The sequence below is a fragment of the Shinella zoogloeoides genome (assembly GCF_020883495.1).
Taxonomy (GTDB): Bacteria; Pseudomonadota; Alphaproteobacteria; order Rhizobiales; family Rhizobiaceae; genus Shinella; species Shinella zoogloeoides.
This window is the reverse complement of the sequence record NZ_CP086610.1, coordinates 2,269,643-2,290,778: the sequence shown is the minus strand read 5'-3', so window position 1 is coordinate 2,290,778 and position 21,136 is coordinate 2,269,643. Positions and strand designations below refer to the sequence as shown.

Annotated in this window: 20 protein-coding genes; 8 read left to right on the top strand and 12 right to left on the bottom strand. The window is 64.7% G+C overall.

Translation table 11 applies throughout. The annotated features are described in order from the left end of the window. Positions 1–111 precede the first annotated feature (111 nt). Positions 112–1,020 carry an EAL domain-containing protein gene (locus tag K8M09_RS11415; RefSeq protein ID WP_160786898.1) on the bottom strand — a complete coding sequence of 303 codons (909 nt, stop codon included), beginning with the start codon at positions 1,018–1,020 and terminating at the stop codon, positions 112–114. A gap of 320 nt (positions 1,021–1,340) precedes the next feature. Between K8M09_RS11415 and K8M09_RS11410 the strand changes: the two genes are divergently transcribed. Both K8M09_RS11410 and K8M09_RS11405 read left to right on the top strand, forming a co-directional pair. Then, a complete protein-coding gene (locus K8M09_RS11410) occupies positions 1,341–2,543 on the top strand; it encodes a pyridoxal phosphate-dependent aminotransferase (RefSeq protein ID WP_160786899.1) in 1,203 nt (400 codons plus the stop codon). A gap of 119 nt (positions 2,544–2,662) precedes the next feature. Further along, complete coding sequence (locus K8M09_RS11405) at positions 2,663–2,896, top strand: hypothetical protein (RefSeq protein ID WP_160786900.1); 234 nt, start codon at positions 2,663–2,665, stop codon at positions 2,894–2,896. A gap of 42 nt (positions 2,897–2,938) precedes the next feature. Here K8M09_RS11405 and K8M09_RS11400 read toward each other — a convergent pair whose 3' ends face one another. The 4 genes from K8M09_RS11400 to trxB form a co-directional block, all read right to left on the bottom strand. Then, positions 2,939–4,060 (bottom strand): alkene reductase, encoded by a 1,122-nt coding sequence (locus K8M09_RS11400; RefSeq protein WP_160786901.1) that lies wholly within the window; start codon positions 4,058–4,060, stop codon positions 2,939–2,941. A 32-nt stretch (positions 4,061–4,092) separates the two neighbouring features. Further along, positions 4,093–4,398, bottom strand: coding sequence for an ArsR/SmtB family transcription factor (locus tag K8M09_RS11395; RefSeq protein WP_160786902.1), 306 nt, complete (start codon positions 4,396–4,398; stop codon positions 4,093–4,095). A gap of 507 nt (positions 4,399–4,905) precedes the next feature. Further along, complete coding sequence (locus K8M09_RS11390; protein WP_160786903.1) at positions 4,906–5,802, bottom strand: LysR family transcriptional regulator VtlR; 897 nt, start codon at positions 5,800–5,802, stop codon at positions 4,906–4,908. Positions 5,803–5,915: 113 nt separating this feature from the next. After that, positions 5,916–6,890, bottom strand: coding sequence for a thioredoxin-disulfide reductase (gene trxB, locus K8M09_RS11385; protein WP_160786904.1), 975 nt, complete (start codon positions 6,888–6,890; stop codon positions 5,916–5,918). Positions 6,891–7,137: 247 nt separating this feature from the next. Between trxB and K8M09_RS11380 the strand changes: the two genes are divergently transcribed. Beyond that, a complete protein-coding gene (locus tag K8M09_RS11380) occupies positions 7,138–7,605 on the top strand; it encodes an Lrp/AsnC family transcriptional regulator (protein ID WP_160786905.1) in 468 nt (155 codons plus the stop codon). Between the two features lie 3 nt (positions 7,606–7,608). Here the strand turns inward: K8M09_RS11380 and K8M09_RS11375 are convergent, their stop codons facing one another. The 4 genes from K8M09_RS11375 to blaOXA form a co-directional block, all read right to left on the bottom strand. Continuing rightward, the gene (locus K8M09_RS11375) at positions 7,609–8,658 is read right to left on the bottom strand and encodes a glycosyltransferase family 4 protein (RefSeq protein WP_160786906.1); all 1,050 of its coding nucleotides are present in this window, start codon (positions 8,656–8,658) and stop codon (positions 7,609–7,611) included. A gap of 24 nt (positions 8,659–8,682) precedes the next feature. Next, a complete protein-coding gene (greA, locus tag K8M09_RS11370; RefSeq protein ID WP_160786907.1) occupies positions 8,683–9,159 on the bottom strand; it encodes a transcription elongation factor GreA in 477 nt (158 codons plus the stop codon). Positions 9,160–9,406: 247 nt separating this feature from the next. Continuing rightward, the gene (gene carB, locus K8M09_RS11365; protein ID WP_160786908.1) at positions 9,407–12,889 is read right to left on the bottom strand and encodes a carbamoyl-phosphate synthase large subunit; all 3,483 of its coding nucleotides are present in this window, start codon (positions 12,887–12,889) and stop codon (positions 9,407–9,409) included. Positions 12,890–13,108: 219 nt separating this feature from the next. Beyond that, the gene (blaOXA, locus tag K8M09_RS11360; protein WP_380735349.1) at positions 13,109–13,918 is read right to left on the bottom strand and encodes a class D beta-lactamase; all 810 of its coding nucleotides are present in this window, start codon (positions 13,916–13,918) and stop codon (positions 13,109–13,111) included. Positions 13,919–14,025: 107 nt separating this feature from the next. Between blaOXA and K8M09_RS11355 the strand changes: the two genes are divergently transcribed. Then, positions 14,026–14,913 carry a LysR family transcriptional regulator gene (locus K8M09_RS11355; RefSeq protein WP_160786910.1) on the top strand — a complete coding sequence of 296 codons (888 nt, stop codon included), beginning with the start codon at positions 14,026–14,028 and terminating at the stop codon, positions 14,911–14,913. Positions 14,914–14,919: 6 nt separating this feature from the next. On the opposite strand, the gene K8M09_RS11350 is transcribed toward K8M09_RS11355, so the two are convergent. Both K8M09_RS11350 and K8M09_RS11345 read right to left on the bottom strand, forming a co-directional pair. Then, complete coding sequence (locus K8M09_RS11350) at positions 14,920–15,579, bottom strand: dihydrofolate reductase family protein (RefSeq protein WP_160786911.1); 660 nt, start codon at positions 15,577–15,579, stop codon at positions 14,920–14,922. Between the two features lie 82 nt (positions 15,580–15,661). Then, the gene (locus tag K8M09_RS11345) at positions 15,662–16,447 is read right to left on the bottom strand and encodes a LytTR family DNA-binding domain-containing protein (RefSeq protein WP_160786912.1); all 786 of its coding nucleotides are present in this window, start codon (positions 16,445–16,447) and stop codon (positions 15,662–15,664) included. Positions 16,448–16,537: 90 nt separating this feature from the next. On the opposite strand from K8M09_RS11345, the gene K8M09_RS11340 reads away from it, so the two are divergent. Both K8M09_RS11340 and ypfJ read left to right on the top strand, forming a co-directional pair. Continuing rightward, positions 16,538–17,047, top strand: coding sequence for a DUF2306 domain-containing protein (locus K8M09_RS11340; RefSeq protein WP_160786913.1), 510 nt, complete (start codon positions 16,538–16,540; stop codon positions 17,045–17,047). Between the two features lie 110 nt (positions 17,048–17,157). Then, on the top strand, positions 17,158–18,099 hold the full coding sequence (gene ypfJ / locus K8M09_RS11335) for a KPN_02809 family neutral zinc metallopeptidase (protein ID WP_160786914.1): 942 nt from the start codon (positions 17,158–17,160) through the stop codon (positions 18,097–18,099). A 68-nt stretch (positions 18,100–18,167) separates the two neighbouring features. Here ypfJ and K8M09_RS11330 read toward each other — a convergent pair whose 3' ends face one another. Continuing rightward, the gene (locus K8M09_RS11330; RefSeq protein WP_170299527.1) at positions 18,168–18,347 is read right to left on the bottom strand and encodes a hypothetical protein; all 180 of its coding nucleotides are present in this window, start codon (positions 18,345–18,347) and stop codon (positions 18,168–18,170) included. On the opposite strand from K8M09_RS11330, the gene K8M09_RS11325 reads away from it, so the two are divergent. After that, positions 18,301–19,554, top strand: a complete 1,254-nt coding sequence (locus tag K8M09_RS11325; RefSeq protein WP_160786915.1) for a TCR/Tet family MFS transporter — start codon at positions 18,301–18,303, stop codon at positions 19,552–19,554. The two genes, K8M09_RS11330 and K8M09_RS11325, sit on opposite strands and share 47 nt — an antisense overlap. 150 nt (positions 19,555–19,704) lie before the next feature. Next, positions 19,705–21,081, top strand: a complete 1,377-nt coding sequence (locus tag K8M09_RS11320; RefSeq protein ID WP_160786916.1) for an MATE family efflux transporter — start codon at positions 19,705–19,707, stop codon at positions 21,079–21,081. The last annotated feature ends 55 nt before the right edge of the window (positions 21,082–21,136 follow it).

Sequence of the window (21,136 nt, the reverse complement as noted above, 5' to 3'; positions counted from 1 at the left end):
CAAGGACCGAATTGCGGCAAGTCCCGACATTTATTGTGGCGAAAACATGGCAAATGGAAAAAGGTGGATTTTCAGCGTGTTCGGCCGAATAGACCGCCGTTTTGCACCGTTCTAGACGCCCCGCCGGCCGAACTGCCGCTGGGGGCGGACGACGCGCGTTTCGGCGGCCGGGGAAAGGCCTGCCGCAAGCGCCTCGGCGGACGTCCAGGCATCCTCCTCGCCTTCGAAGGGGAAGGCGATGTTGAAGGTCGTCGGGGCGAGTTCGGGGCGGGCGAGGAGATAGCCCTGCATCAGGGGGCCGCCCATCTCGCGGCAGAGGTCGAGCATGTCCGGCTCCTCGATGCCGGCGACGACGGCGCGGATGCCCTTTTGCGCGAACTGGCCGACGACGACGCGCAGGAGCGCGAGGCCGGCGGAGTTTTCCGCAAAGCCGCGCAGCCATGCCGTGTCGAAGGTCACGAATTGCGGATCGAGGCGCTCCAGGCGCTCCAGGTCGCTGTCCTCGCCGGTATAGTCGTCGATGGCGATGGAAAAGCCGCTTTCATGCAGCCGTGCGGCGAACTGCGCCATGGCGCCGGGGTCGTCATCGGGATGCTCGCGGATTTCACAGGCGATGGCCTCGAACGGCATGCCCGCCTCATGCGCGCAAAGCCGCAGCCGTTCCTCCTCCTGCCGCATCGCGGCCTGCGTGCCGTAAAGACCGGAATGGTAGCCGACGATGAGCGCGGCATGGGGGCGGCCGAGCGCTCCGGCGTTGAGAATGTGCAGGCTGCGGCACAGGCCGTCCACGGCCGCGCGCTCCTCTTCCGGCACGGCCTGGAAGAATTCCGCGGGAGAGGACGGCAGGTCGCCGATGCCGGCGCGGATGAGGCCCTTGAAGGCGGCGATCTGCAAATGGCCGTCTTCCCGCTCGTGGAAGATGGGTTGCAGCGCCGATTGCAGGAGATAGGGACCGTAGACCGCGCTGAACGCGCCGTCCGGCTGGCGGACGAGATTGGAGAAAATACTTTTCTCGCTCATGCAGCGCACCATCCGCTGGATATCGACAGGCAAAGGATAGGGGGCACCTGTTAACGTCGGTTTAATCCTTCGCGTAAAGTTTTCGGTTCCCGTAGCGATCTCAACTATTTGGTGTGCCCTGCGGGCGGGCGGGCCGCAATCCATTCGCTTCGTTGATGGCGTCCATGAAATTTTGCGCCGGGGCCCGGATTTCCCGCTTTTTTCGCCCTTCGCGCTTGCAAGACCCGCCCACATTCGACATAGACCTAACCGCTATGGAGCCCGGCGCTCCGGGTCCATGGCGTCACGCCGTCTTTGAACCCGATGAGGACATCTCCATCATGGCCTTTCTTGCCGACGCCCTTTCCCGTGTGAAGCCTTCCGCCACCATCGCCGTTTCCCAGAAAGCGCGCGAGCTGAAAGCGAAAGGCCGCGATGTCATCGGGCTTGGCGCGGGCGAGCCGGATTTCGACACGCCGGACAATATCAAGAAGGCCGCCATCGACGCGATCAACCGCGGCGAGACGAAGTACACGCCGGTCGCCGGTATTCCGGAACTGCGCGAGGCCATCGTCAAGAAGTTCAAGCGCGAGAACAATCTCGACTACACCGCCGCGCAGACCATTGTCGGCACGGGCGGAAAGCAGATTCTTTTCAACGCCTTCATGGCGACGATGAATCCGGGCGATGAAGTCGTTATCCCGACGCCTTACTGGGTCTCCTACCCGGAAATGGTGTCGCTGCGCGGCGGCAAGCCGGTCTTCGTCGCCACGACCCAGGAAAACAAGTTCAAGCTGAAGGCGGAAGACCTGGAAAAGGCGATCACGCCGAAGACCAAGTGGTTCATCTTCAACTCGCCGTCCAATCCCTCGGGCGCGGCCTACAGCCATGACGAGCTGAAGGCGCTGACGGATGTGCTGATGCGCCACCCGCATGTCTGGGTTCTGACCGACGACATGTACGAGCACCTGACCTATGGCGACTTCAAGTTCGCGACCCCGGTCGAGGTCGAGCCGGGCCTCTACGACCGCACGCTCACCATGAACGGCGTTTCCAAGGCCTATGCGATGACCGGCTGGCGTATCGGCTATGCGGCCGGCCCGCTGAACCTCATCAAGGCCATGGACATGATCCAGGGCCAGCAGACGTCCGGCGCGTGCTCGATCGCCCAGTGGGCCGCCGTCGAGGCGCTGAACGGCACGCAGGACTTCATCCCGGAAAACAAGAAGATCTTCGAGGGCCGCCGCGACCTCGTCGTCTCCATGCTCAACCAGGCCCAGGGCATCGAGTGCCCGTCGCCGGAAGGCGCGTTCTACGTCTATCCGTCGTGCAAGGGCCTGATCGGCAAGACCGCGCCGTCGGGCAAGGTCATCGAGACGGACGAGGACTTCGTGTCGGAACTGCTGGAAGCGGAAGGCGTCGCCGTCGTGCATGGCTCGGCCTTCGGCCTCGGCCCGAACTTCCGCATCTCCTACGCTACTTCGGAAGCCCAGCTTGAAGAGGCCTGCAAGCGCATCCAGCGCTTCTGCGCCGCCTGCAAGTAAGCGGCTCTTCTCTCTGAACAAGGACCCGTCGGCAACGGCGGGTTTTTTGTTTGCCCCGGTGAAATTTTCGCCTTCCTTACCGATATAAGGAAGCGACGCGACAAAACCGGAGCTGCATCATGAAAACCAAGCCCCTCTCTCTCGCCGTTCTTCTGGCGCTCGCCGCCGCGGGCTCCGCCTTCGCCGCCGACAGATCCGGCGAGCGCGGCGAGGACGCGCCGCGCGGAAAGATCGTGGTCAGCGAAGGCCCGACCACGATGTCGGTCTGGGACTATTTCTTCAACAATCCGGAAAAGTACCGCTCCATGCGCAACGGCCCGGGCGAGTACCATGTCGGCGGCATGCGCCGTTAAGATGGACGGGCGCGGCCTGAACCGCGCCCGCTCCTGAAGTCCTCAGGCGACGTTTTCGAGGGCCGGATAATCCGTATAGCCCTTCGCGCCGCCGCCGTAGAAGGTGCCGACATCCGGGGCGTTCATCACCGTATCGTTCTTCAGCCGCTCCACGAGGTCCGGGTTGGAGATGAAGAGCTTGCCGAAGGCGACGAGATCGGCCTTGCCGTCTTCCACGGCTTCGATGGCCAGTTCCCGGTTATAGCCGTTGTTGACCATCCAGGCCGCCTTGCCGCCCGCTGCGGCATAGGCCGCGCGCAGCGCCGCATAGTCGAAAGGCGTGTCGCCCTGCTGGTGGTCGCGTGCGCCGCCCGTCGCCCCCTCGATGACGTGGATATAGGCGAGGGCGTGCCGGGCAAGGCCCTCGACCACATGGGTGAAGAGCGGCTGCGGGTTCGCATCGAAGGCGTCGTTGGCGGGCGTTACCGGCGAGATGCGGATGGCGGTGCGGCCTGCGCCGATTTCCGCCACGATGGCGTCGACGACCTCGAAGAGGAAGCGGGCGCGGTTCTCGATGGAGCCACCGTAATCGTCCGTGCGCTTGTTGCTGCCGCCGCGCAGGAACTGGTCGATGAGATAGCCGTTGGCGGCGTGGATCTCGATGCCGTCGAAGCCGGCGTCGATGGCGGCGCGTGCTGCATGGCGATAGTCTTCCACGATGCCGGCAAGCTCGTCGCGCTCGAGGGCGCGCGGTTCCGACGTCTCGGCGAAGGCGCCGCTGCCATCGGCATTGACGAGATAGGTCTTGGATTTGGCGGTGACGGCGGAGGGGGCGACCGGCTTGCCGCCGTTCGGCTGGAGGCTGTCATGGGAGACGCGGCCGACATGCCACATCTGCACGACGATCTTGCCGCCGGCCCTGTGTACGCCATCCGTCACCTGCTTCCAGCCGGCGAGCGCCTCGGGCGTGTAGAGGCCCGGCACATCCGCATAGCCCTGGCCCTGCTGGGTGATCGGCGTGCCTTCGGTGATGATGAGGCCGGCGCTGGCGCGCTGTTCGTAATAGGCGGCGTTCAGCGTGTTCGGCACCGCGCCCGGGGAGCGGTTGCGCGTCAGCGGCGCCATGACGATGCGGTTCTTGAGCTGGATGTCGCCGATCGTCAGGGGGTCGAAAAGGGAGGTCATGGAAATGTCCTTCTTCTGGCTGGGAGGGGGTATCAGAGAGCGCCGTTGATGTGGCTGAGGAAAGCCGCGATCCTGCCTTCGTCGCGCTTGAAGAACACCCATTGGCCGACCTTGCGCGTCGTCACGAGACCGGCGCGCTGCAAGGTGGCGAGATGGGCGGAAACGGTGGACTGCGAAAGGTCGCAGCGCTTTTCGATCTGGCCGGCGCATACGCCGAATTCCAGTGGATGCTCCTGGCCGGTGAAATGCACCTGCGGCTCCTTCAGCCAGGCGAGAATCTCCAGCCGTTTTGGATGGGCGAGGGCCTTGAGGATTTCGTCGGTGTCGAGCGGTGTCATCTTGTCTATCGTTATCTGGCGATGGATGTATCGTCTTTTGCCGATATTGTGATCGTTCTTTTGCGATGCAAGAGGTGCCGGCAAAAAAAAGAGGGCCGCAAGCGAAGCCTGGGCCCTGCAAGGTTGAAGGTCGAATAACCTCCAGAGGGGAACAGCCGGCGCGCGGCACTGGGAGGAGAAAGTCCGCGGGTGCACCGGCTGTTTTGAATATGGGGGAGGGGTGATGTTTCTTCAAGAGAAACGGATGCCAAGTTTTCCGGGAACGTTGAAAATTCCGTCTTGGTTAACACAAGGCAAAAAAAGAGGGCCGCAAGATCAACTTGGGCCCTTTGTAGTTTTGAAGGTAATAAAACCTCCAGAGGGGAACAGCCGACGCGGTGGCACTGGGAGGAAAAAGCCACCAAAATGCATCAGCTACGGGCGATATGATGGTTTTTTGTGCAGGCGGCAAGGTTTCAATGTGCATGTCAGCCATGCATGAGGCGCAGGCCTTGAGAAGACCTGTCCTCAGAAGTTCCAGTTGCGTGCTTTCGCGACGATGAAGTCCCTGAAAACCTTGAGCTTGGCCGAGTTCTTCATCTCGCTCGGATAGCAGAAATAGGTATCGAAGGACGGCACGTCCGCATTGGTGACGAGCTGGATCAGCCCCGGATCGCGCCCGACGATGTAATCGGGAAGCATGGCGATGCCGATGCCGAGCAGGGCCGCGCGCTTGATCGAGGTGAGGCTGTTGATCTGCAGCACCGAGGGGCGCGGATTGTCGGAATCGCGGCCGGCGATCTCCAGCCAGTTCACGTCCAGCAGGTAGTTCGGGGCCGGCTCGCCGAAGGTGATGATCTTGTGGTTGTCGAAATCGTCGATCGACTGCGGCTCGCCATAGCGGTTGATGTAGGACGGCGCGGCATAGACGTGCATGTGCACGGTGAAGAGCTTGCGCTGGATGAGGTCGGACTGCTGCGGCTCGCGCAGGCGGATGGCGCAGTCGGCATGGCGCATGTTCACGTCCAGCTCCTCGTTGTCGAGGATGAGCTGCACCTGCATGTCCGGGTAAAGGGCGAGGAATTCCTGCACCTTGTCCGTCAGCCAGCCCTGGCCGAGGCCGACGGTGGTGGTGATGCGCAGCTTGCCGCTCGGCTTCTCGGTGTTTTCCGTGAGCTGCACGCGCACGCTTTCGAGCTTCATCAGCACGTCATGGGCGGTGCGGTAGAGGATTTCGCCCTGTTCGGTGAGGATGAGGCCGCGGGCATGGCGGTGGAACAGCTTGATGCCGACATCCTGCTCCAACGCGCTGACCTGGCGGCTGATGGCGGATTGAGAAAGATGCAGCTTGTCCGCCGCATGCGTGAACGAACCCGCCTCGGCCGCGGCATGAAAAATCCGCAGCTTGTCCCAATCGAGCGGCATTCTATCCCCCATATGTCTCTTGTGGCGGGGAGCATGCGCTTCCCGCCCGATCGCTGTTTCGACTGTTCCCACAGGGAGGTCGGAGCTGGCCCGCCTCCCTTTGTTGGCGGCTTCTACTCGGCCGCAATTGCGACAGGCATATGACCTGCAAGGTATTTTTCGGTTTCGAGGGCCGCCATGCAGCCCATGCCGGCGGCCGTGACCGCCTGGCGGTAGATGTCATCGGTGACGTCGCCTGCGGCAAATACGCCGGGCACGTCCGTCGCCGTGGAATCGGCCGCCGTCCAGAGGTAGCCGTTCGGCTTCTGGCGCAGCTTGCCCTTGAAGAGTTCGACCGCCGGCGCATGGCCGATGGCGACGAACACGCCGTCCGTCTCGACGTCGCGCGTCTCGCCGGTCTTGACGTTGCGCAGCTTCACGCCGTTGACGGCGGCCGGCATCGGCGGCTTGGCCTCGCCGCCCAGATATTCGACGACCTCGTGGTCCCAGACGACCTTGACGTTCTCCTTGGCGAACAGGCGCTCCTGAAGGATGCGCTCGGCGCGGAAACCGTCGCGGCGGTGTACGACCGTCACGCTCTTTGCGAGGTTGGAGAGGTAAAGCGCCTCCTCGACGGCCGAGTTGCCGCCGCCGACGACGATGACGTCCTTGCCGCGATAGAAGAAGCCGTCGCAGGTCGCGCAGGCCGAAACGCCGAAGCCCATGAAGGTCTGTTCGGTCTCGATGCCGAGCCACTTGGCCTTGGCGCCCGTCGCGATGATCAGCGCGTCGGCGGTCCATTCCGTTCCGCTGTCGGTGGAGATGCGGAAGGGGCGCACGTCGAGGTCGACATTGGTGACGAGGTCGTTGACGATCTCGGCGCCGACGTGTTCGGCCTGCTTGAGCATCTGCTCCATCATCCACGGGCCCTGCACCGGATCGGCATAACCCGGATAGTTCTCCACATCCGTGGTGATCATGAGCTGGCCGCCCTGTTCCATGCCGGCGATCAGCACGGGTGCCAGCATGGCGCGGGCGGTGTAGATGGCGGCGGTGTAGCCGGCGGGGCCGGATCCGATGATCAGCACCTTGACGTGGCGGGTGGACATGATCGTTCCTTCCGGGGCCTTGCCCCAATCGGCCCGCCTCGCGCGGTTTCGCTGCGGGTGGGCCGGCGTGTCGTGTTCGATCCTCATTTATGAGGGGAGTACGGGCAGTTTCAAGTGCGCGGCGCGCTTTGCCAACAGGCAAGCGATCCCGCGTGACATATTTGTGCCTCTTGCGGTAACAATGTTGCGCTGATGCGGCGATTCGGATCACTTCCGGTCGCCACCCTGAAAGGTTTCAAAAAATCCCATGTTCCGTGCCGAACTCGACGCCATCGACATCCGCATCCTGAAGGAGCTTCAGGCCGACGGGCGGATGACCAATGTGGAGCTTGCCGCGCGCGCCGGCATTTCCGCGCCGCCGTGCCTGCGCCGGGTGCGCAAGCTGGAGGAGGCGGGCATCATCGAGGGCTATACGGCGCTGCTGAACGCGCCCGCCCTCGGCTACGATCTCGTCGCCTTCTGCATGGTCGGCCTCAAGCACCAGTCGGAAGCGAACCTCAAGGCCTTCGCGGCCGCGACGGGCGAATGGCCGATGGTGCGCCAGGCCTGGATGGTCTCCGGCGACAGCGATTTCCTCTTGCATTGCGTGGCGGAGAACCTCACCCGCTTCCAGGATTTCGTCATCGAGGAACTGACCGCCAATGCGCAGGTCGACACCGTGCGCACCATGCTGACGATCCGGCAGGTCAAGAAGGTCGGGCTGGTGGAGCTGTAAACTCTATTTCAGGCTTTCATAGACCGCGTTGACGGCCTTTGCCTCGTTCTCCAGCGCGAAGGTCCGGCGTACAAGCGCAAGCCCTTCGGCGGCATGGCGCGCGGTCATCTGCGGGTCCGCCAGATAGGGACGGATCGCATCGCGCAGCGCCTCGTAATTTCCGGCCGGCGTCACCGCGCCCGTTTCGCCGGGGGCGATCATCTCGGCATAGGCCCCGGCATCGCTGGCGACGACCGCCGTCTCGGACGCCATGGCCTCGAGCGGCGTCAGCCCGAAGCCCTCGTTGCGGGAGGGCGCGACATAGAGGGCGAGGCGGCGATACCAGACCTTCACATCCGGCACCTCGCCCATGAAGACGATGCGTTCTGAAAGGCCGGCGGCGGCGATCTCGGCTTTCAGGCCGTCGGCAAAGGCCGCGTGGCTCGCCGTGGCGCGGCCGCAGATGACGGCGGTCCAGTCGGGATAGGGCGGCAGAAGCTCGATCATCGCCCGCACGAAGAGGTCGGTGCCCTTCTGGTGGCGGATGCGGCCGAAGCAGCCGATGAGATGGCGGCCGGGCAGGCCCGTCGCCTCCATCGTATCGTCATGGCCCTGCGGCGGGTGGAACGCGTCGAGATCGACGCCGTGCCGGATGACGCGGAACGGCACCTTGAGGAAGGAGGCCGAGCGGTCGCTGGTGGCGATCACCGCGTCCATCCGGCGGATGAGGAAGCGCGTATAGGCGCTGTGCTCGCGCTGGGCGGCCGAGGTGAAAACCAGCTTGAGCGGCATGCGCAGCACGCCGCGCAGGAAAAGGCCGAAGCCCATCTCGTTGTTGCGCCGCGCGTGCCAGATGCGGTGCGTGCGCCCTGCGGGCGCGCGCCAGAGGCCGGTAAGGGCGCCAAAGCTGATCTTCGGCAGGCCGGCACCGTCCGGCAGGCCGGGGCCGAGCACCGCGATGCGCAGCCCGAGCTTCACCTGGGCGGGCACGAGCTGGACGATCGTCGACGTCACGCCGGAAAGCCGGCGCTTAAAGTTCGGCGCGATTACGTCGACGTTCCTGATATCGGTCACCGCCCCGGTCTCCGGCAGGGAGCCTCAGCCCCAGGTAACCGCGAGGATTTCGTAGGCCTTGGAGCCGCCGGGTGCGTTCACCTCGATCGAATCGCCGACTTCCTTGCCGATGAGGGCGCGGGCGATGGGCGAGGAGATGGAGATGCGGCCCTGCTTCACGTCGGCTTCCTGGTCGCCGACGATCTGGTAGACCTTCTCTTCCTCGGTGTCCTCGTCGACGAGCTTCACCTTGGCGCCGAACTTGATCTTTGAGCCGGACATCTTGGTGAGGTCGATGACCTCGGCGCGCGCGACGAAGTCTTCCAGCTCCGTGATGCGGCCTTCATTGTGGCTCTGGGCTTCCTTGGCGGCATGGTACTCGGCATTTTCCGACAGGTCGCCATGGGCGCGCGCCTCGGCAATCGCCTCGATGATACGCGGGCGCTCTTCCTGCTGACGCCAGCGCAGCTCTTCCTGCAGCTTGACGTAACCGCCCTGAGTCATCGGTACCTTTTCAACCATTTTTTCCCGTCCTTCAGCCCGCGTCCCGCAGGCTCCCGCCCGCGTGAACGCAAAAGAAAACGGTCTCCGGAGAAGAATCCCCGGAACCGTCGAAAGCGTTTGAACGGCCCTTATAGCAGATTGCAGCGCGCGAAAGCCAGTTTTTTTGCCGCAGGGCAGCATCCACCCACAGATGTGCGAGGGGCGGCGTCATGGCGCGAATGAAAAGGCCGGGCGGATGAACCGCCCGGCCTGAATATTCGGATTCTCAGAAATACGACTGCAGCGGTCGGACTTCGAGCTGGCCCTGCTTGAGGGCCTTGATCGCCTGGGCGGCGGCTTCCGCGCCGGCCATGGTGGTGTAGTAGGGCACCTTCTGCATCAGCGCGGCGCGGCGGAGCGACTTGCTATCCGAAATCGCCTTGCTGCCGTCCGTCGTGTTGATGACGAGGCTGACCTGGCGGTTGCGGATGGCGTCCTCCACATGCGGGCGGCCTTCCTGCACCTTGTTGACCTTGATCGCCTCGATGCCCTTTTCGGCGAGGAAGCGGGCGGTACCCGACGTCGCCATGACCTTGAAGCCGATCTCGGTGAGAAGGCGAACGGCCGTCAGCACGCGGTCCTTGTCCTCGTCACGCACGGAGACGAAGACGGTGCCTTCGCGCGGCAGGTCGACGCCCGCGCCGAGCTGCGACTTGGCGAAGGCCAGTGCGAAATCGGTGTCGAGACCGATGACCTCGCCCGTCGAGCGCATTTCCGGGCCGAGCAGCGTGTCGACGCCCGGGAAGCGGGCGAAGGGGAACACGGCTTCCTTGACGGCGATGTGCTTGAGGTTGCGCGGGTCCGGCTTCTTGCCATAGGCGGCGATTGCCGCATCGAGGCCCTCGCCGGCCATGACGCGGGCGGCGATCTTGGCGATGGGCGCGCCGATGGTCTTGGCGACGAAGGGCACCGTGCGCGAGGCGCGCGGGTTCACTTCCAGCACGTAGATCGTGCCGTCCTTGATGGCGTATTGCACGTTCATCAGGCCGCCGACATTGAGCGCCTTGGCGAGGGCCTTGGTCTGGCGCTCCAGCTCGTCGACGATCTCGTTCGAGAGCGTATGAACCGGCAGCGAGCAGGCCGAGTCGCCCGAATGGATGCCGGCTTCCTCGATATGCTCCATGATGCCCGAGACGAAGACGTCCTTGCCGTCGCAGAGCGCGTCGACGTCGACTTCCGTCGCGTTGGTCAGGTAGCTGTCGAAGAGCAGCGGGTTCTTGCCGAGCAGGGTGTTGATCTGGCCGGTCTTGTCGTTCGGGTAGCGCTGCTTGATGTCCTCGGGAACCAGTTCCGGCACCGTATCGAGCAGATAGGTCTGGAGCTGGCCTTCCGAATGGATGATCTGCATGGCGCGACCGCCGAGAACGTAGGACGGGCGCACGACCAGCGGGAAGCCGATTTCGCCGGCCACAAGGCGGGCCTGCTCGACGGAATAGGCGATGCCGTTGTTCGGCTGGGCGAGGTCCAGCTTCTGCAGCAGCTTCTGGAAGCGGTCGCGGTCTTCGGCAAGGTCGATCATGTCGGGCGCGGTGCCGAGGATCGGGATGCCGTTCTTCTCCAGCGCTTCGGCGAGCTTCAGCGGGGTCTGGCCGCCGAACTGCACGATGACGCCGACGACTTCGCCGTTGGTCTGCTCGGCCTTCAGGATCTCGATCACGTCTTCGGCCGTCAGCGGCTCGAAATAGAGGCGGTCGGAGGTGTCGTAGTCGGTCGAGACGGTTTCCGGGTTGCAGTTGACCATGATGGCTTCATAGCCCGCGTCCTTCAGGGCGAAGGCGGCATGGCAGCAGCAATAGTCGAACTCGATGCCCTGGCCGATGCGGTTCGGGCCGCCGCCGAGGATGACGACCTTCTTGCGGTCCGAAATGCCGGCTTCCGAGCGCGTCGCGCCGGCGAAGGGCGTCTCGTAGGTGGAGTACATGTAGGCGGTGGGCGAGGCGAATTCGGCGGCGCAGGTGTCGATGCGCTTGAAGACCGGGCGCACGTTCAGACCGTTGCGCAGTTCGGCGACTTCCTTCGGGCGCTTGCCGGAGAGGGTGGCGAGGCGCGCATCGGAGAAGCCCATGGCCTTCAGCATGCGCAGGTTCTCGGCGTCGGTCGGCAGGCCATGCTCGCGGATGCGGGCCTCCATGTCGACGATGGCCTTGAACTGCTCGAGGAACCACGGGTCGATCTTGGAGCCTTCATGGGCTTCTTCGAGCGACAGGCCCATGCGCAGCGCCTGGGCGACCATGCGCAGGCGGTCCGGCGTCGGGGTGGAGATGGCGGCGCGGATGGCGTTCTTGTCGTTGCCGTCGCCGAGGCCGGGGATTTCGATCTCGTCGAGGCCGGTAAGGCCCGTTTCGAGACCGCGCAGGGCCTTCTGCAGCGATTCGGCGAAGGTGCGGCCGATAGCCATGACCTCACCGACCGACTTCATGGCGGTGGTCAGCGTCGGTTCTGCGCCCGGGAACTTCTCGAAGGCGAAGCGCGGGATCTTCGTCACGACATAGTCGATGGACGGCTCGAACGAGGCCGGGGTCGCGCCGCCGGTGATGTCGTTTTCCAGCTCGTCGAGCGTGTAGCCGATGGCGAGCTTGGCGGCGATCTTGGCGATGGGGAAGCCGGTGGCCTTCGATGCCAGAGCGGAAGAGCGCGAGACGCGCGGGTTCATCTCGATGACGACGAGGCGGCCGTTTTCCGGGTTGACGGCGAACTGCACGTTGGAGCCGCCGGTCTCGACGCCGATCTCGCGCAGCACCGCGATCGAGGCGTTGCGCATGATCTGGTATTCCTTGTCCGTCAGGGTCAAGGCCGGGGCGACGGTGATCGAGTCGCCCGTATGCACGCCCATCGGGTCGATGTTCTCGATGGAGCAGATGATGATGCAGTTGTCCGCCTTGTCGCGGACGACTTCCATTTCATATTCTTTCCAGCCGAGGACGGACTCTTCGATGAGGACTTCCGTGGTCGGGGAGGCGTCGAGGCCGGAATTGACGATCTCGAAGAATTCCGAGCGGTTGTAGGCGATGCCGCCGCCGGTGCCGCCGAGGGTGAAGGACGGGCGGATGATGGCGGGCAGGCCGATGGTGTCGAGCGCCTGCGCGCCGATGGCCATGGCGTGGCTCATATAGCGCTGCTTGCGGTCGGTCTCGCCGAGGTTCCACTGGTTTTCCAGCGCATCGAGCGCCTTGTCGAGCGCATCGCCCGACAGTTCCGCCTTCAGCTTGGCGCGCTCGGCCTCATGGACCTTGCGGTCCTTGTCCTTGATCTCGGTGGCGTTGGCCAGCATCGACTTCGGCGTTTCGAGGCCGATCTTGGCCATGGCCTCGCGGAAGAGCGCGCGGTCCTCGGCCTTGTCGATGGCTTCCGGCTTGGCGCCGATCATCTCGACATTGTAGCGGTCGAGCACGCCCATGCGCTTGAGAGAGAGCGCGGTGTTGAGCGCCGTCTGGCCGCCCATGGTCGGCAGCAGCGCGTCCGGGCGCTCCTTGGCGATGATTTTCGCCACGACTTCGGGGGTGATCGGCTCGACGTAAGTTGCGTCGGCGAGGCCCGGATCGGTCATGATCGTCGCCGGGTTGGAGTTGACGAGGATGACGCGGTAGCCTTCCTCCTTCAGCGCCTTGCAGGCCTGGGTGCCGGAATAGTCGAATTCGCAGGCCTGACCGATGACGATCGGCCCCGCGCCGATGATGAGGATCGATTTCAAATCTTGGCGCTTGGGCATCTCTCTATCCGTTCTTAACGCATTTGCCGCGCGCGCGTAAAACCGGCCATGGTGATGGGTTCACCGGCCGGGCGCGCATCTATGGTCGTTCAAAGGCTAGAAGCGGCTTATAGGCAAATGCGGGGGTGAGCGGAACCCCGAAAATTGCCGAATCGACAGGAAAATGCGGGGGCTTTCCCCTGTCGGTTCGCGATGTCGCAGGTGCGTGGCAGGCAAGGCTCAGTTGCGGGCGAGAATGCTAGGCAATTCCGCAAGGATGCCGTCACGCGCACGCAGGCTGACGCGTGTTTCCTGCTTCGTCTCGTCCTGCATCAGCCGGGCGAAGACGACGGTGCGGTCGTTGCGGGTCGCCCAGCCGACATACCAGCCCCACGGGCGGCCGTAGTTCCGGGTGCCGTCGGGCTTTTGCGAATAGGCCATGCCGGTCTTGCCCTGCGCCCGCCAGCCATCGGCGATGTCGCGCCCCTCGACGATCTCCATCGCCGCATCCATCGCCTCGGCCGAGACCGGCAATTCACGGTTCACCAGTTTCCTCAGGAAGCCGACCTGTTCGCGCGGCGAGATCTTCAGTGAGGAGGCGATCCAGGAGCGCTCCAGGCTGTTGTTCTTGCCGGGGTCGCCGGTCATGTCGGCATTGCCGTAGTCGAAGGCCTCGGCATAGTCGCGCAGCCGCTCGTAGCCGAGGAATTCGGTGATGCGCTGGGAATACCAGACGACGGAATATTCGAGCCATCGCTTCGGCGTCGTCGGCTGACGCCAGTTCTCGCCGCCCCATTCCGGATAACCCTTCATGAAGGGCAGCACCGGCTCCTCGGCATTTTCCAGAAAGCCGGAATCGTAGCCCATCACGGCGAGCGGCACCTTGAAGGTGGAGGCCGGGGTGACGCGCGTCTTGCAGTCGCCCTGTTCCAGAATGATCGCGTCGCTTGCCGCGTCGGCCACGATGGTGCAGATAGTACGGGCCTCGGCGGGCACGGCAAGGCCGGCGGCCAGCAGCAGGCCGGCCGCGAAGGGACGCAGGTCCATCACGTTTTCCTCGGTTTTCGAATGGTTTGTGCGCCAAAGGTAGCAATGCCTTGATGATCTGGCAAAAGATGAATACTGGTCTCAGCCATTAGAAAAACTGGGGCATCGCCATGGTTCGGCCATATCTTCCGCTGAACGCCTTTCGCGCTTTCGAGGCGTCGGCCCGCCATCTCTCCTTCACGCGCGCCGCCATCGAGCTGAATGTCACGCAGGCGGCTGTCAGCCATCAGGTCAAGAGCCTTGAGGAGCAGATGGGCGTCGTGCTGTTCAAGCGCCTGCCGCGCGGGCTGATGATCACGGCGGAGGGGGAAAGCCTGCTGCCGGTGCTGCGCGACAGCTTCGACCGCATGGCGGATGCGGTGGAGCGCTTTCGCGGCGGGCATGTGCGGGAGATTTTGACGGTGGGCGCGGTCGGCACCTTTGCCGTCGGCTGGCTGCTGCCGCGTCTTGCCGGCTTCCGCGAGCGCCATCCCTTCGTGGAGGTGCGGCTTTCCACCAACAACAACCGGGTGGACCTTGCCGCCGAAGGCCTCGATTTCGCCATCCGCTTCGGCGCGGGCGCGTGGCACGGGACGGATGCCGTCCGTCTTTTCGACGCGCCGCTTTCCGTGCTTGCGACGCCCTCGGTCGCGCACGATCTCAAGGAGCCTGCCGATCTGCTGGGCATGACGCTGCTGCGCTCCTACCGCCGCGACGAGTGGACGCGCTGGTTCGAGGCCGCCGGCCTGCCGCGCACGCCGCCGCCGCAGAACGCCATCGTCTTCGATACGTCGCTGGCGATGATGGAGGTGGTGCTTCAGGGCGGGGGCGTCGGCCTTGCGCCGCCGCTGATGTTCTCGCGGCTGCTTGCCGCCGGCGCGGTCGTCCAGCCGTTCCGCACCAGCGTCGCGCTCGGCAGCTATTGGCTGACCCGCCTGCAATCGCGCAGCCTCACCCCCGCCATGTCCGCCTTCGCCGCCTGGCTGGAAGAGACGGCGGCGGCGGAGGGGCTGGCCTGATATGGCTCAGGTGAGGTTGCGGCGGCGTTCCAGCTCGGCGTCGGTCGGCGTCTCGAATTCGAAGGAGCCGGTGGTGACGTCGCCGGCGCGGGCATAGCGGTTCATCACGATGCCGGTGTCGCTGACGCGCGAATCGATCAGCGTCAGGGCGCGGGGGAAGGAACCGTCGCTGAAGAGCCGCTTGCCCTTGCCGAGGATGACCGGGAAGGTGGAGACGTGGACCTCGTCGACGAGGTCGTGCTCGAAAAGCGCCTTCAGGAACTCGGTGGAACCCTGCGTCAGGAGGTCCGGCCCGTCCCCCTGCTTCAGCCCGCGCACTGCGGCGATGGTGTCCGGGCCGAGCACATGGCTGTTCTGCCAGGTGGTTTTGAAACCCGGATTGCGGGTCGCGACATATTTGTTGATGCGGTCGAAGAGCGGGCCGATCGGGTCGTCCTTCTCCACATAGGGCCAATGGGCCGCGAAGATATCGTAGGTCTTGCGGCCGAGCAGCAGGTCGAAGGGCTTTGCGAACAGTTCGCCGATGAAAGCGCCGATCTTCTCGTCGAAGAGCGGGGCCGCCCAGCCGCCGAACTTGAAGCCGCCGATGGGGTCCTCGTCCGGCCCGCCGGGGGCCTGCATGACGCCGTCGAGGCTGGTGAATGCGCCGACAATGATCTTTCGCATGGGGTTTCTCCTGGCATGTGCGATTGACGATATACCTAGAGACGAACGGCGGAACGGCGAGCCGACACGGGCGGCAAAAAAATCAGCCCCAGCGGATGCGCACCGCCTCCGTCCGGCTGCGGCTGACAGGAACCTCGCTGCCGTCCTTGAGCATGACGGCGAGCCGGCCATCGGCACGCAGCAGCCGTTCGACATGCGCATCGGCGACAAAATGCGAGCGATGCACCTGGAGGCCCGGCGTGCCGCCGATCTCCCCGACGGCGTCGGAAAAGCGCAGGAGGATCAGTTCCCGCCCGCGGGTCGTCGTCACTTCGGTATAGTGGTCGGCGACGGTCATGTGCAGGATCGGGCCGCGGTTCTCGGACTTGAGGCGGCGCAGCAGCGGCGCTTCCATGCGCTCCTGCGGAGCAGGCGCGGGCGAGAGCGCCTCGGCCTGCCTGCTGCTCATCGTCAGGTAGGTGAGGCCGCAGAAGAGGGCGGAGAGGAGGAGACCCGTCGCGATGCTTTCGGCGATGGTGGAAAGCGTCGGCGCGCCGCCGAAGGTCGCGAGGCTGACCGCCTCCGTCGCCAGCCCCACGGGAATGCCGGCCACGACGGTTCCGATAGCCATGCGGCCGGCAAGGCTGGGGATACGGCCGCGCAGCAGCGTGTTGACGAGGACGATGACGCTGACGGCGATGCCCCAGGCAAGGCCGTGCAGCACGAGCCAGAAGCCGAGGCGCGGGATGGCCGCCAGTCGCTCGGCGGTGCCGTAGGGGCCGGTTATCCAGAAGATCAGCACGACCGCGCCGAACGTCGCCCAGAAGCGCGGCGCGCGCAGGAAAGCCTGCAGTTCACGAAGCGCGGATTGCAGCAGGGGGCGTTCCACGAAGTTTTCCGTCCGTTCGGGCCAAAGCGTTTGAGGCGGCCCGATCAATGGCGCAAGACGCCGGTGAATTCAACCGCGCCGGACCCCGCCATGACCCTCGAACCGCTTCTCCATGCCTCGCTCGCCATCCGTTTCCACGTCGCGACCGTGCTGCCAGCCGCCGTGCTCGGCGCGGTCCTGCTCGCACGCCCCAAAGGCACGCCGGCCCATCGGCTGCTTGGAAAAGTCTGGCTCTGCCTGATGGTCGCCACGAGCGCCTCCACCTTCTTCATTCATGGAATCGGCACGTTCCACGGTTTCAGCGCGATCCACCTGCTGTCGCTCTACGTGATCTTCGGCAGCGTGCCGGCGATCCGGGCGGCCCGGCGCGGCGATATCCGGGCGCATCGCTCGGCGGTCGCGGGTATGTATTTCGGCGGCATCGTCGTGGCGGGGCTTTTCACGCTGCTGCCGGGGCGTCTGATGCATGCGGCGCTCTTCGACGGTTCGTCCGCTCTTGCCGGTGGGGTGATTGCGGCGGCGGTCAGCGCCCTCATCGCGGGGGCGGGCGCGCTGGCCGTGCGGGAGGCGGGGTGGAGCGCCCGCCTGCGGCGGCGTTGAGCGGTCGCTTTTCGTTTTGCAAGCGGCCCCTGCAGGCCCTATAAGTCGTTGCTGAGGAACGAATTCACGCGATGAGCGTTCGTCGGCAATTCAATGCGGGGAAATGCGCCATGGAATGGAAAGGTCGTCGCCAGTCGGACAATATCGAGGACCAGCGCGGGGCCGGGCCTTCGATGGGAGGCGGCAATCCGTTCGGCCGCGGCAGCGGCGGCGGTTTCCGCATCCCGATGGGTGGCGGTCGCCGCGCCGGCGGCGGCATGAGCTTCGGCACCATCATCTTCCTCATTGCCCTCTACTTCATCTTCAAGGCGATGGGCATCGATCTCCTGCAGGTCATGGGTAATGGCGGCGGGCAGGGCAGCATGCCAGGCGTCGAGCAGACGGAAAGCGCCAGCAGCCGTTCCTCGCCGCAGGAGGAAGAGACCAAGGCCTTCATGTCGACGGTTCTGGCCGAGACGGAAGACACCTGGAACGGCATCTTCCAGGCGGCCGGCGAGCGCTACGAGGAGCCGAAGATGGTGCTCTTCTCCGGCTCGGTAAAGTCGGCCTGCGGCTTCGCCTCGGCGGCGTCCGGCCCGTTCTATTGCCCGGGCGACCACAAGGTCTATCTCGACATGAGCTTCTTCGACGAGCTTGCCAACAAGTTCGACGCGGCCGGCGATTTCGCGCAGGCCTATGTCGTGGCGCATGAGGTCGGCCATCACGTGCAGAACCTCACCGGCGTACTGCCGCGCTTCAACCAGCAGCGCCAGCGCATGAGCGAGGTGGAGGCCAACCAGATGTCGATCCGCGTCGAGCTTCAGGCCGATTGCTATGCCGGCATCTGGGGCAAATACACCCAGCAGAAGGGGCTTCTGGAAAGCGGCGACCTCGAGGAGGCGCTGAACGCCGCGACCCAGATCGGCGACGACACGCTGCAGAAGCGCATGCAGGGCTATGTCGTGCCGGAAAGCTTCAACCACGGCACGTCCGACCAGCGCCGCCGCTGGTTCAAGCGCGGCTTCGATACCGGCCGCGTCGACGCCTGCGACACGTTCAAGGGCGACGTCTGACGCCGTCTTCCCGGATCTTTTTCAAGGAACCCTCCGGCTGGCCAGGCCGGAGGGTTTTTCCGTTTTCATCAGTCGGATGCATCCCAATCATCAAAACTTTTGCGATGTTCACGGATTGTTTCGTCAGGAAAAGTGAAATAGAACTCGCCGCCTGACATTTTCGCCCGCCGCGCGGGCACATTCATTTCTTGAGGTCTTGCCATGATCGATGCCAGGTCTACCCGGCGGGGGCTGTTTCTCGTCTTCATGATCATGTTCCTCGACGTGATCGGCATCGCCATCATCATGCCGGTGCTGCCGACCTATCTGCGCGAGCTGACGGGCGACGATATCAGCCAGGCGGCCATCGACGGCGGCTGGCTGCTGCTCGTCTATGCCGGCATGCAGTTTCTCTTCGCGCCCTTTGTCGGCAACCTGTCGGATCGCTTCGGCCGGCGGCCGGTGCTGCTTGCCTGCATCTTCACCTTCGCCATCGACAACCTGATCTGCGCGCTGGCGACGAGCTACTGGATGCTGTTCGTCGGCCGGGTGCTTGCCGGCCTCAGCGGCGCGAGCTTCGGCACGGCGGCCGCCTATATCGCCGACGTCTCGACGGACGAGACCCGGTCGAAGAATTTCGGCCTGATGGGTATCGCCTTCGGCACCGGCTTCGTCATCGGGCCGGTGATCGGCGGTATCCTCGGCGAGTTCGGTCCGCGCATTCCCTTCTATGGCGCGGCCGCACTCGCCTTCCTCAATTTCCTCGGCGCCTGGGTGCTGCTGCCGGAAAGCCTTGCGCCGGTAAACCGCCGCCGCTTCGAGCTTTCCCGCGCCAATCCGCTCGGCGCGCTCCTGCAGATGCGCAACTATCCCGGCGTGCTCTGGGTCGGTGTCGTCTTCTTCTGCTACGGCCTGGCGCATGCCGTCTATCCTGCGGTCTGGTCCTTCGTTTCCGCTTATCGCTATGGCTGGAGCGAGGGGCAGATCGGCCTGTCGCTCGGCATCTTCGGCATTGGCGGGGCCGTCGTCATGGGGCTTGTCCTGCCGCGCGTCGTGCCGAGGCTGGGCGAGTATCGCACCGCGCTTCTCGGCCTGGTCTTTTCGGTCGTGGCGCTTTCCGGCTATGCCGCCGCATGGCAGGGCTGGATGGTCTATGTGGTGATCGTGCTGACGGCGCTGGAGGCGCTGGCCGATCCGCCATTGCGCTCCATCGCCTCCGCCCGTGTGCCGGCCTCCGCGCAGGGGGAACTGCAGGGGGCGCTGACCAGCGTTTCATCGATCACCACCATCATCGGGCCGCTGATCTTCACGCAGGTCTTCAGCCACTTCACGTCGCCGTCCGCGCCGGTCGCCTTTGCCGGCGCACCCTTCGCGGTGGCTGCGTTGATCCTGCTGGTCGGGTTCGTCGTCTTCCTCGTCAAGCTGAAGGGGGCCGGCGTCGGCCCGAAGGAAAATCTCGTGTCGGAAAGCGTCTGACGCGCCTTCGACATGACATTTCGACGAAATTTCCGGCCGGAGCCGGCGGAAAAGGCCCGGTTCCGCGCATTTTTGATGAAAGCATCAACGCTATTCGATTGATCGCGACCCTATCTTGTGATCGGAAGCGATGCGAAAGTGAGAATTATCATGCACATGGCATCGCACCGCGAGGATAACGGCTGGGGCGCGCATTTCCGGGCGACCTTTGCGCTCGGCGTGCCGCTTATCGGCGCGCAGCTCGCCCAGCTCGGCATCCACACGACGGACGTGGTGATCCTCGGCCGCCTCGGCGCGGCGCATCTGGCGGCCATCGTGCTGGCCAGCTCCTTCTTCTTCACCCTGTTCATTCTCGGCTCGGGTTTCGCCAATGCCGTCATGCCCATGGTGGCGCAGGCCTATGGCCGCGGCGACACCGTCTCCGTGCGCCGCTCCGTGCGCATGGGCATGTGGGTGGTGCTGATCTATGCCGCGCTCGTCTCGCCGATCTTCTTCAATGCGGAGCGCATCCTGCTCTATGCTGGCCAGAAGCCGGACGTGGCGGCGCTCGCGGGCAGCTACCTGAAGATCGCGCAATGGGGCATGGGGCCGGCGCTGCTGTTCATGACCCTGCGCGGCCTCGTCAGCGCCCATGGCCGGGCCGGGATCGTGCTCTACATCACGATCGTCGTACTCACGGTCAACGCGATCCTCGCCTATGCGCTGGTGCTCGGCCATTTCGGCCTGCCGGCCATGGGGATCGTTGGCGCGGCCATCGTCTCCTTCGGCGTCAACCTGCTGAGCTTCCTGCTCATCACCCTCTATATCCAGTCACGCGCCGACATGCGCCGCTACGAGCTTTTCGTGCGTTTCTGGAAACCCGACTGGCCGGCCTTCCGCGAAGTGCTTCATCTGGGTCTGCCGATCGGCCTCACCATGCTCGCCGAGGTCAGCCTCTTTTCCGGGGCCTCGCTGCTGATGGGCAATATCGGCACGCTGCAGCTTGCCGCCCACGGCATCGCGCTCCAGCTCGCCTCCATCGCCTTCATGATGCCGCTCGGTCTGGCGCAGGCCGGCACCGTGCGCGTCGGCGTGGGGCACGGGCGCGGCGACCGGCTCGGCATCGTGCGCGCCTCCTGGGCGGTGCTGATCGTCGCGGCCTGCATCTCGGTGACGGGCGGGGTGCTCTTCGCCGCCATCCCCACGACGCTCGCCTCGATCTTCCTCGACAAGACGGGTCAGGATTCGGCCGCCGTCCTCGCCATCGCCGGCCCCTTCGTGGTGGTCGCCGGCATCTTCCAGCTTGTCGATGGCCTGCAGGCGATTGCCGCCGGCCTGCTGCGCGGCCTCAAGGACACGCGCATCCCGATGGTCATGGCGCTGATCTCCTATTGGCCGATCGGTTTCTTCTCCGCCTGGTTCCTCGCTTTCCCGGCCGGCTTCGGCGGCATCGGCGTCTGGTACGGCTTCCTCGCCGGCCTTTCGGCCGCCTCCATCCTGCTCAACTGGCGTTTCTACCGGCTGGTGACGCGGCGGAGCGCGGCGTAATCCTCTTGGCATAGCGCCAAAACGAAAGGCCCCGGACGCGCTGTCCGGGGCCTTT

Coding starts and splice junctions, on each gene's coding strand:
- K8M09_RS11415 (WP_160786898.1), bottom strand. CDS start 1,020: ATGAGCGAGAAAAGTATTTTCTCCAATCTCGTCCGCCAGCCGGACGGC.
- K8M09_RS11410 (WP_160786899.1), top strand. CDS start 1,341: ATGGCCTTTCTTGCCGACGCCCTTTCCCGTGTGAAGCCTTCCGCCACC.
- K8M09_RS11405 (WP_160786900.1), top strand. CDS start 2,663: ATGAAAACCAAGCCCCTCTCTCTCGCCGTTCTTCTGGCGCTCGCCGCC.
- K8M09_RS11400 (WP_160786901.1), bottom strand. CDS start 4,060: ATGACCTCCCTTTTCGACCCCCTGACGATCGGCGACATCCAGCTCAAG.
- K8M09_RS11395 (WP_160786902.1), bottom strand. CDS start 4,398: ATGACACCGCTCGACACCGACGAAATCCTCAAGGCCCTCGCCCATCCA.
- K8M09_RS11390 (WP_160786903.1), bottom strand. CDS start 5,802: ATGCCGCTCGATTGGGACAAGCTGCGGATTTTTCATGCCGCGGCCGAG.
- trxB (WP_160786904.1), bottom strand. CDS start 6,890: ATGTCCACCCGCCACGTCAAGGTGCTGATCATCGGATCCGGCCCCGCC.
- K8M09_RS11380 (WP_160786905.1), top strand. CDS start 7,138: ATGTTCCGTGCCGAACTCGACGCCATCGACATCCGCATCCTGAAGGAG.
- greA (WP_160786907.1), bottom strand. CDS start 9,159: ATGGTTGAAAAGGTACCGATGACTCAGGGCGGTTACGTCAAGCTGCAG.
- carB (WP_160786908.1), bottom strand. CDS start 12,889: ATGCCCAAGCGCCAAGATTTGAAATCGATCCTCATCATCGGCGCGGGG.
- K8M09_RS11355 (WP_160786910.1), top strand. CDS start 14,026: ATGGTTCGGCCATATCTTCCGCTGAACGCCTTTCGCGCTTTCGAGGCG.
- K8M09_RS11350 (WP_160786911.1), bottom strand. CDS start 15,579: ATGCGAAAGATCATTGTCGGCGCATTCACCAGCCTCGACGGCGTCATG.
- K8M09_RS11340 (WP_160786913.1), top strand. CDS start 16,538: ATGACCCTCGAACCGCTTCTCCATGCCTCGCTCGCCATCCGTTTCCAC.
- ypfJ (WP_160786914.1), top strand. CDS start 17,158: ATGGAATGGAAAGGTCGTCGCCAGTCGGACAATATCGAGGACCAGCGC.
- K8M09_RS11325 (WP_160786915.1), top strand. CDS start 18,301: ATGATCGATGCCAGGTCTACCCGGCGGGGGCTGTTTCTCGTCTTCATG.
- K8M09_RS11330 (WP_170299527.1), bottom strand. CDS start 18,347: ATGAAGACGAGAAACAGCCCCCGCCGGGTAGACCTGGCATCGATCATG.
- K8M09_RS11320 (WP_160786916.1), top strand. CDS start 19,705: ATGCACATGGCATCGCACCGCGAGGATAACGGCTGGGGCGCGCATTTC.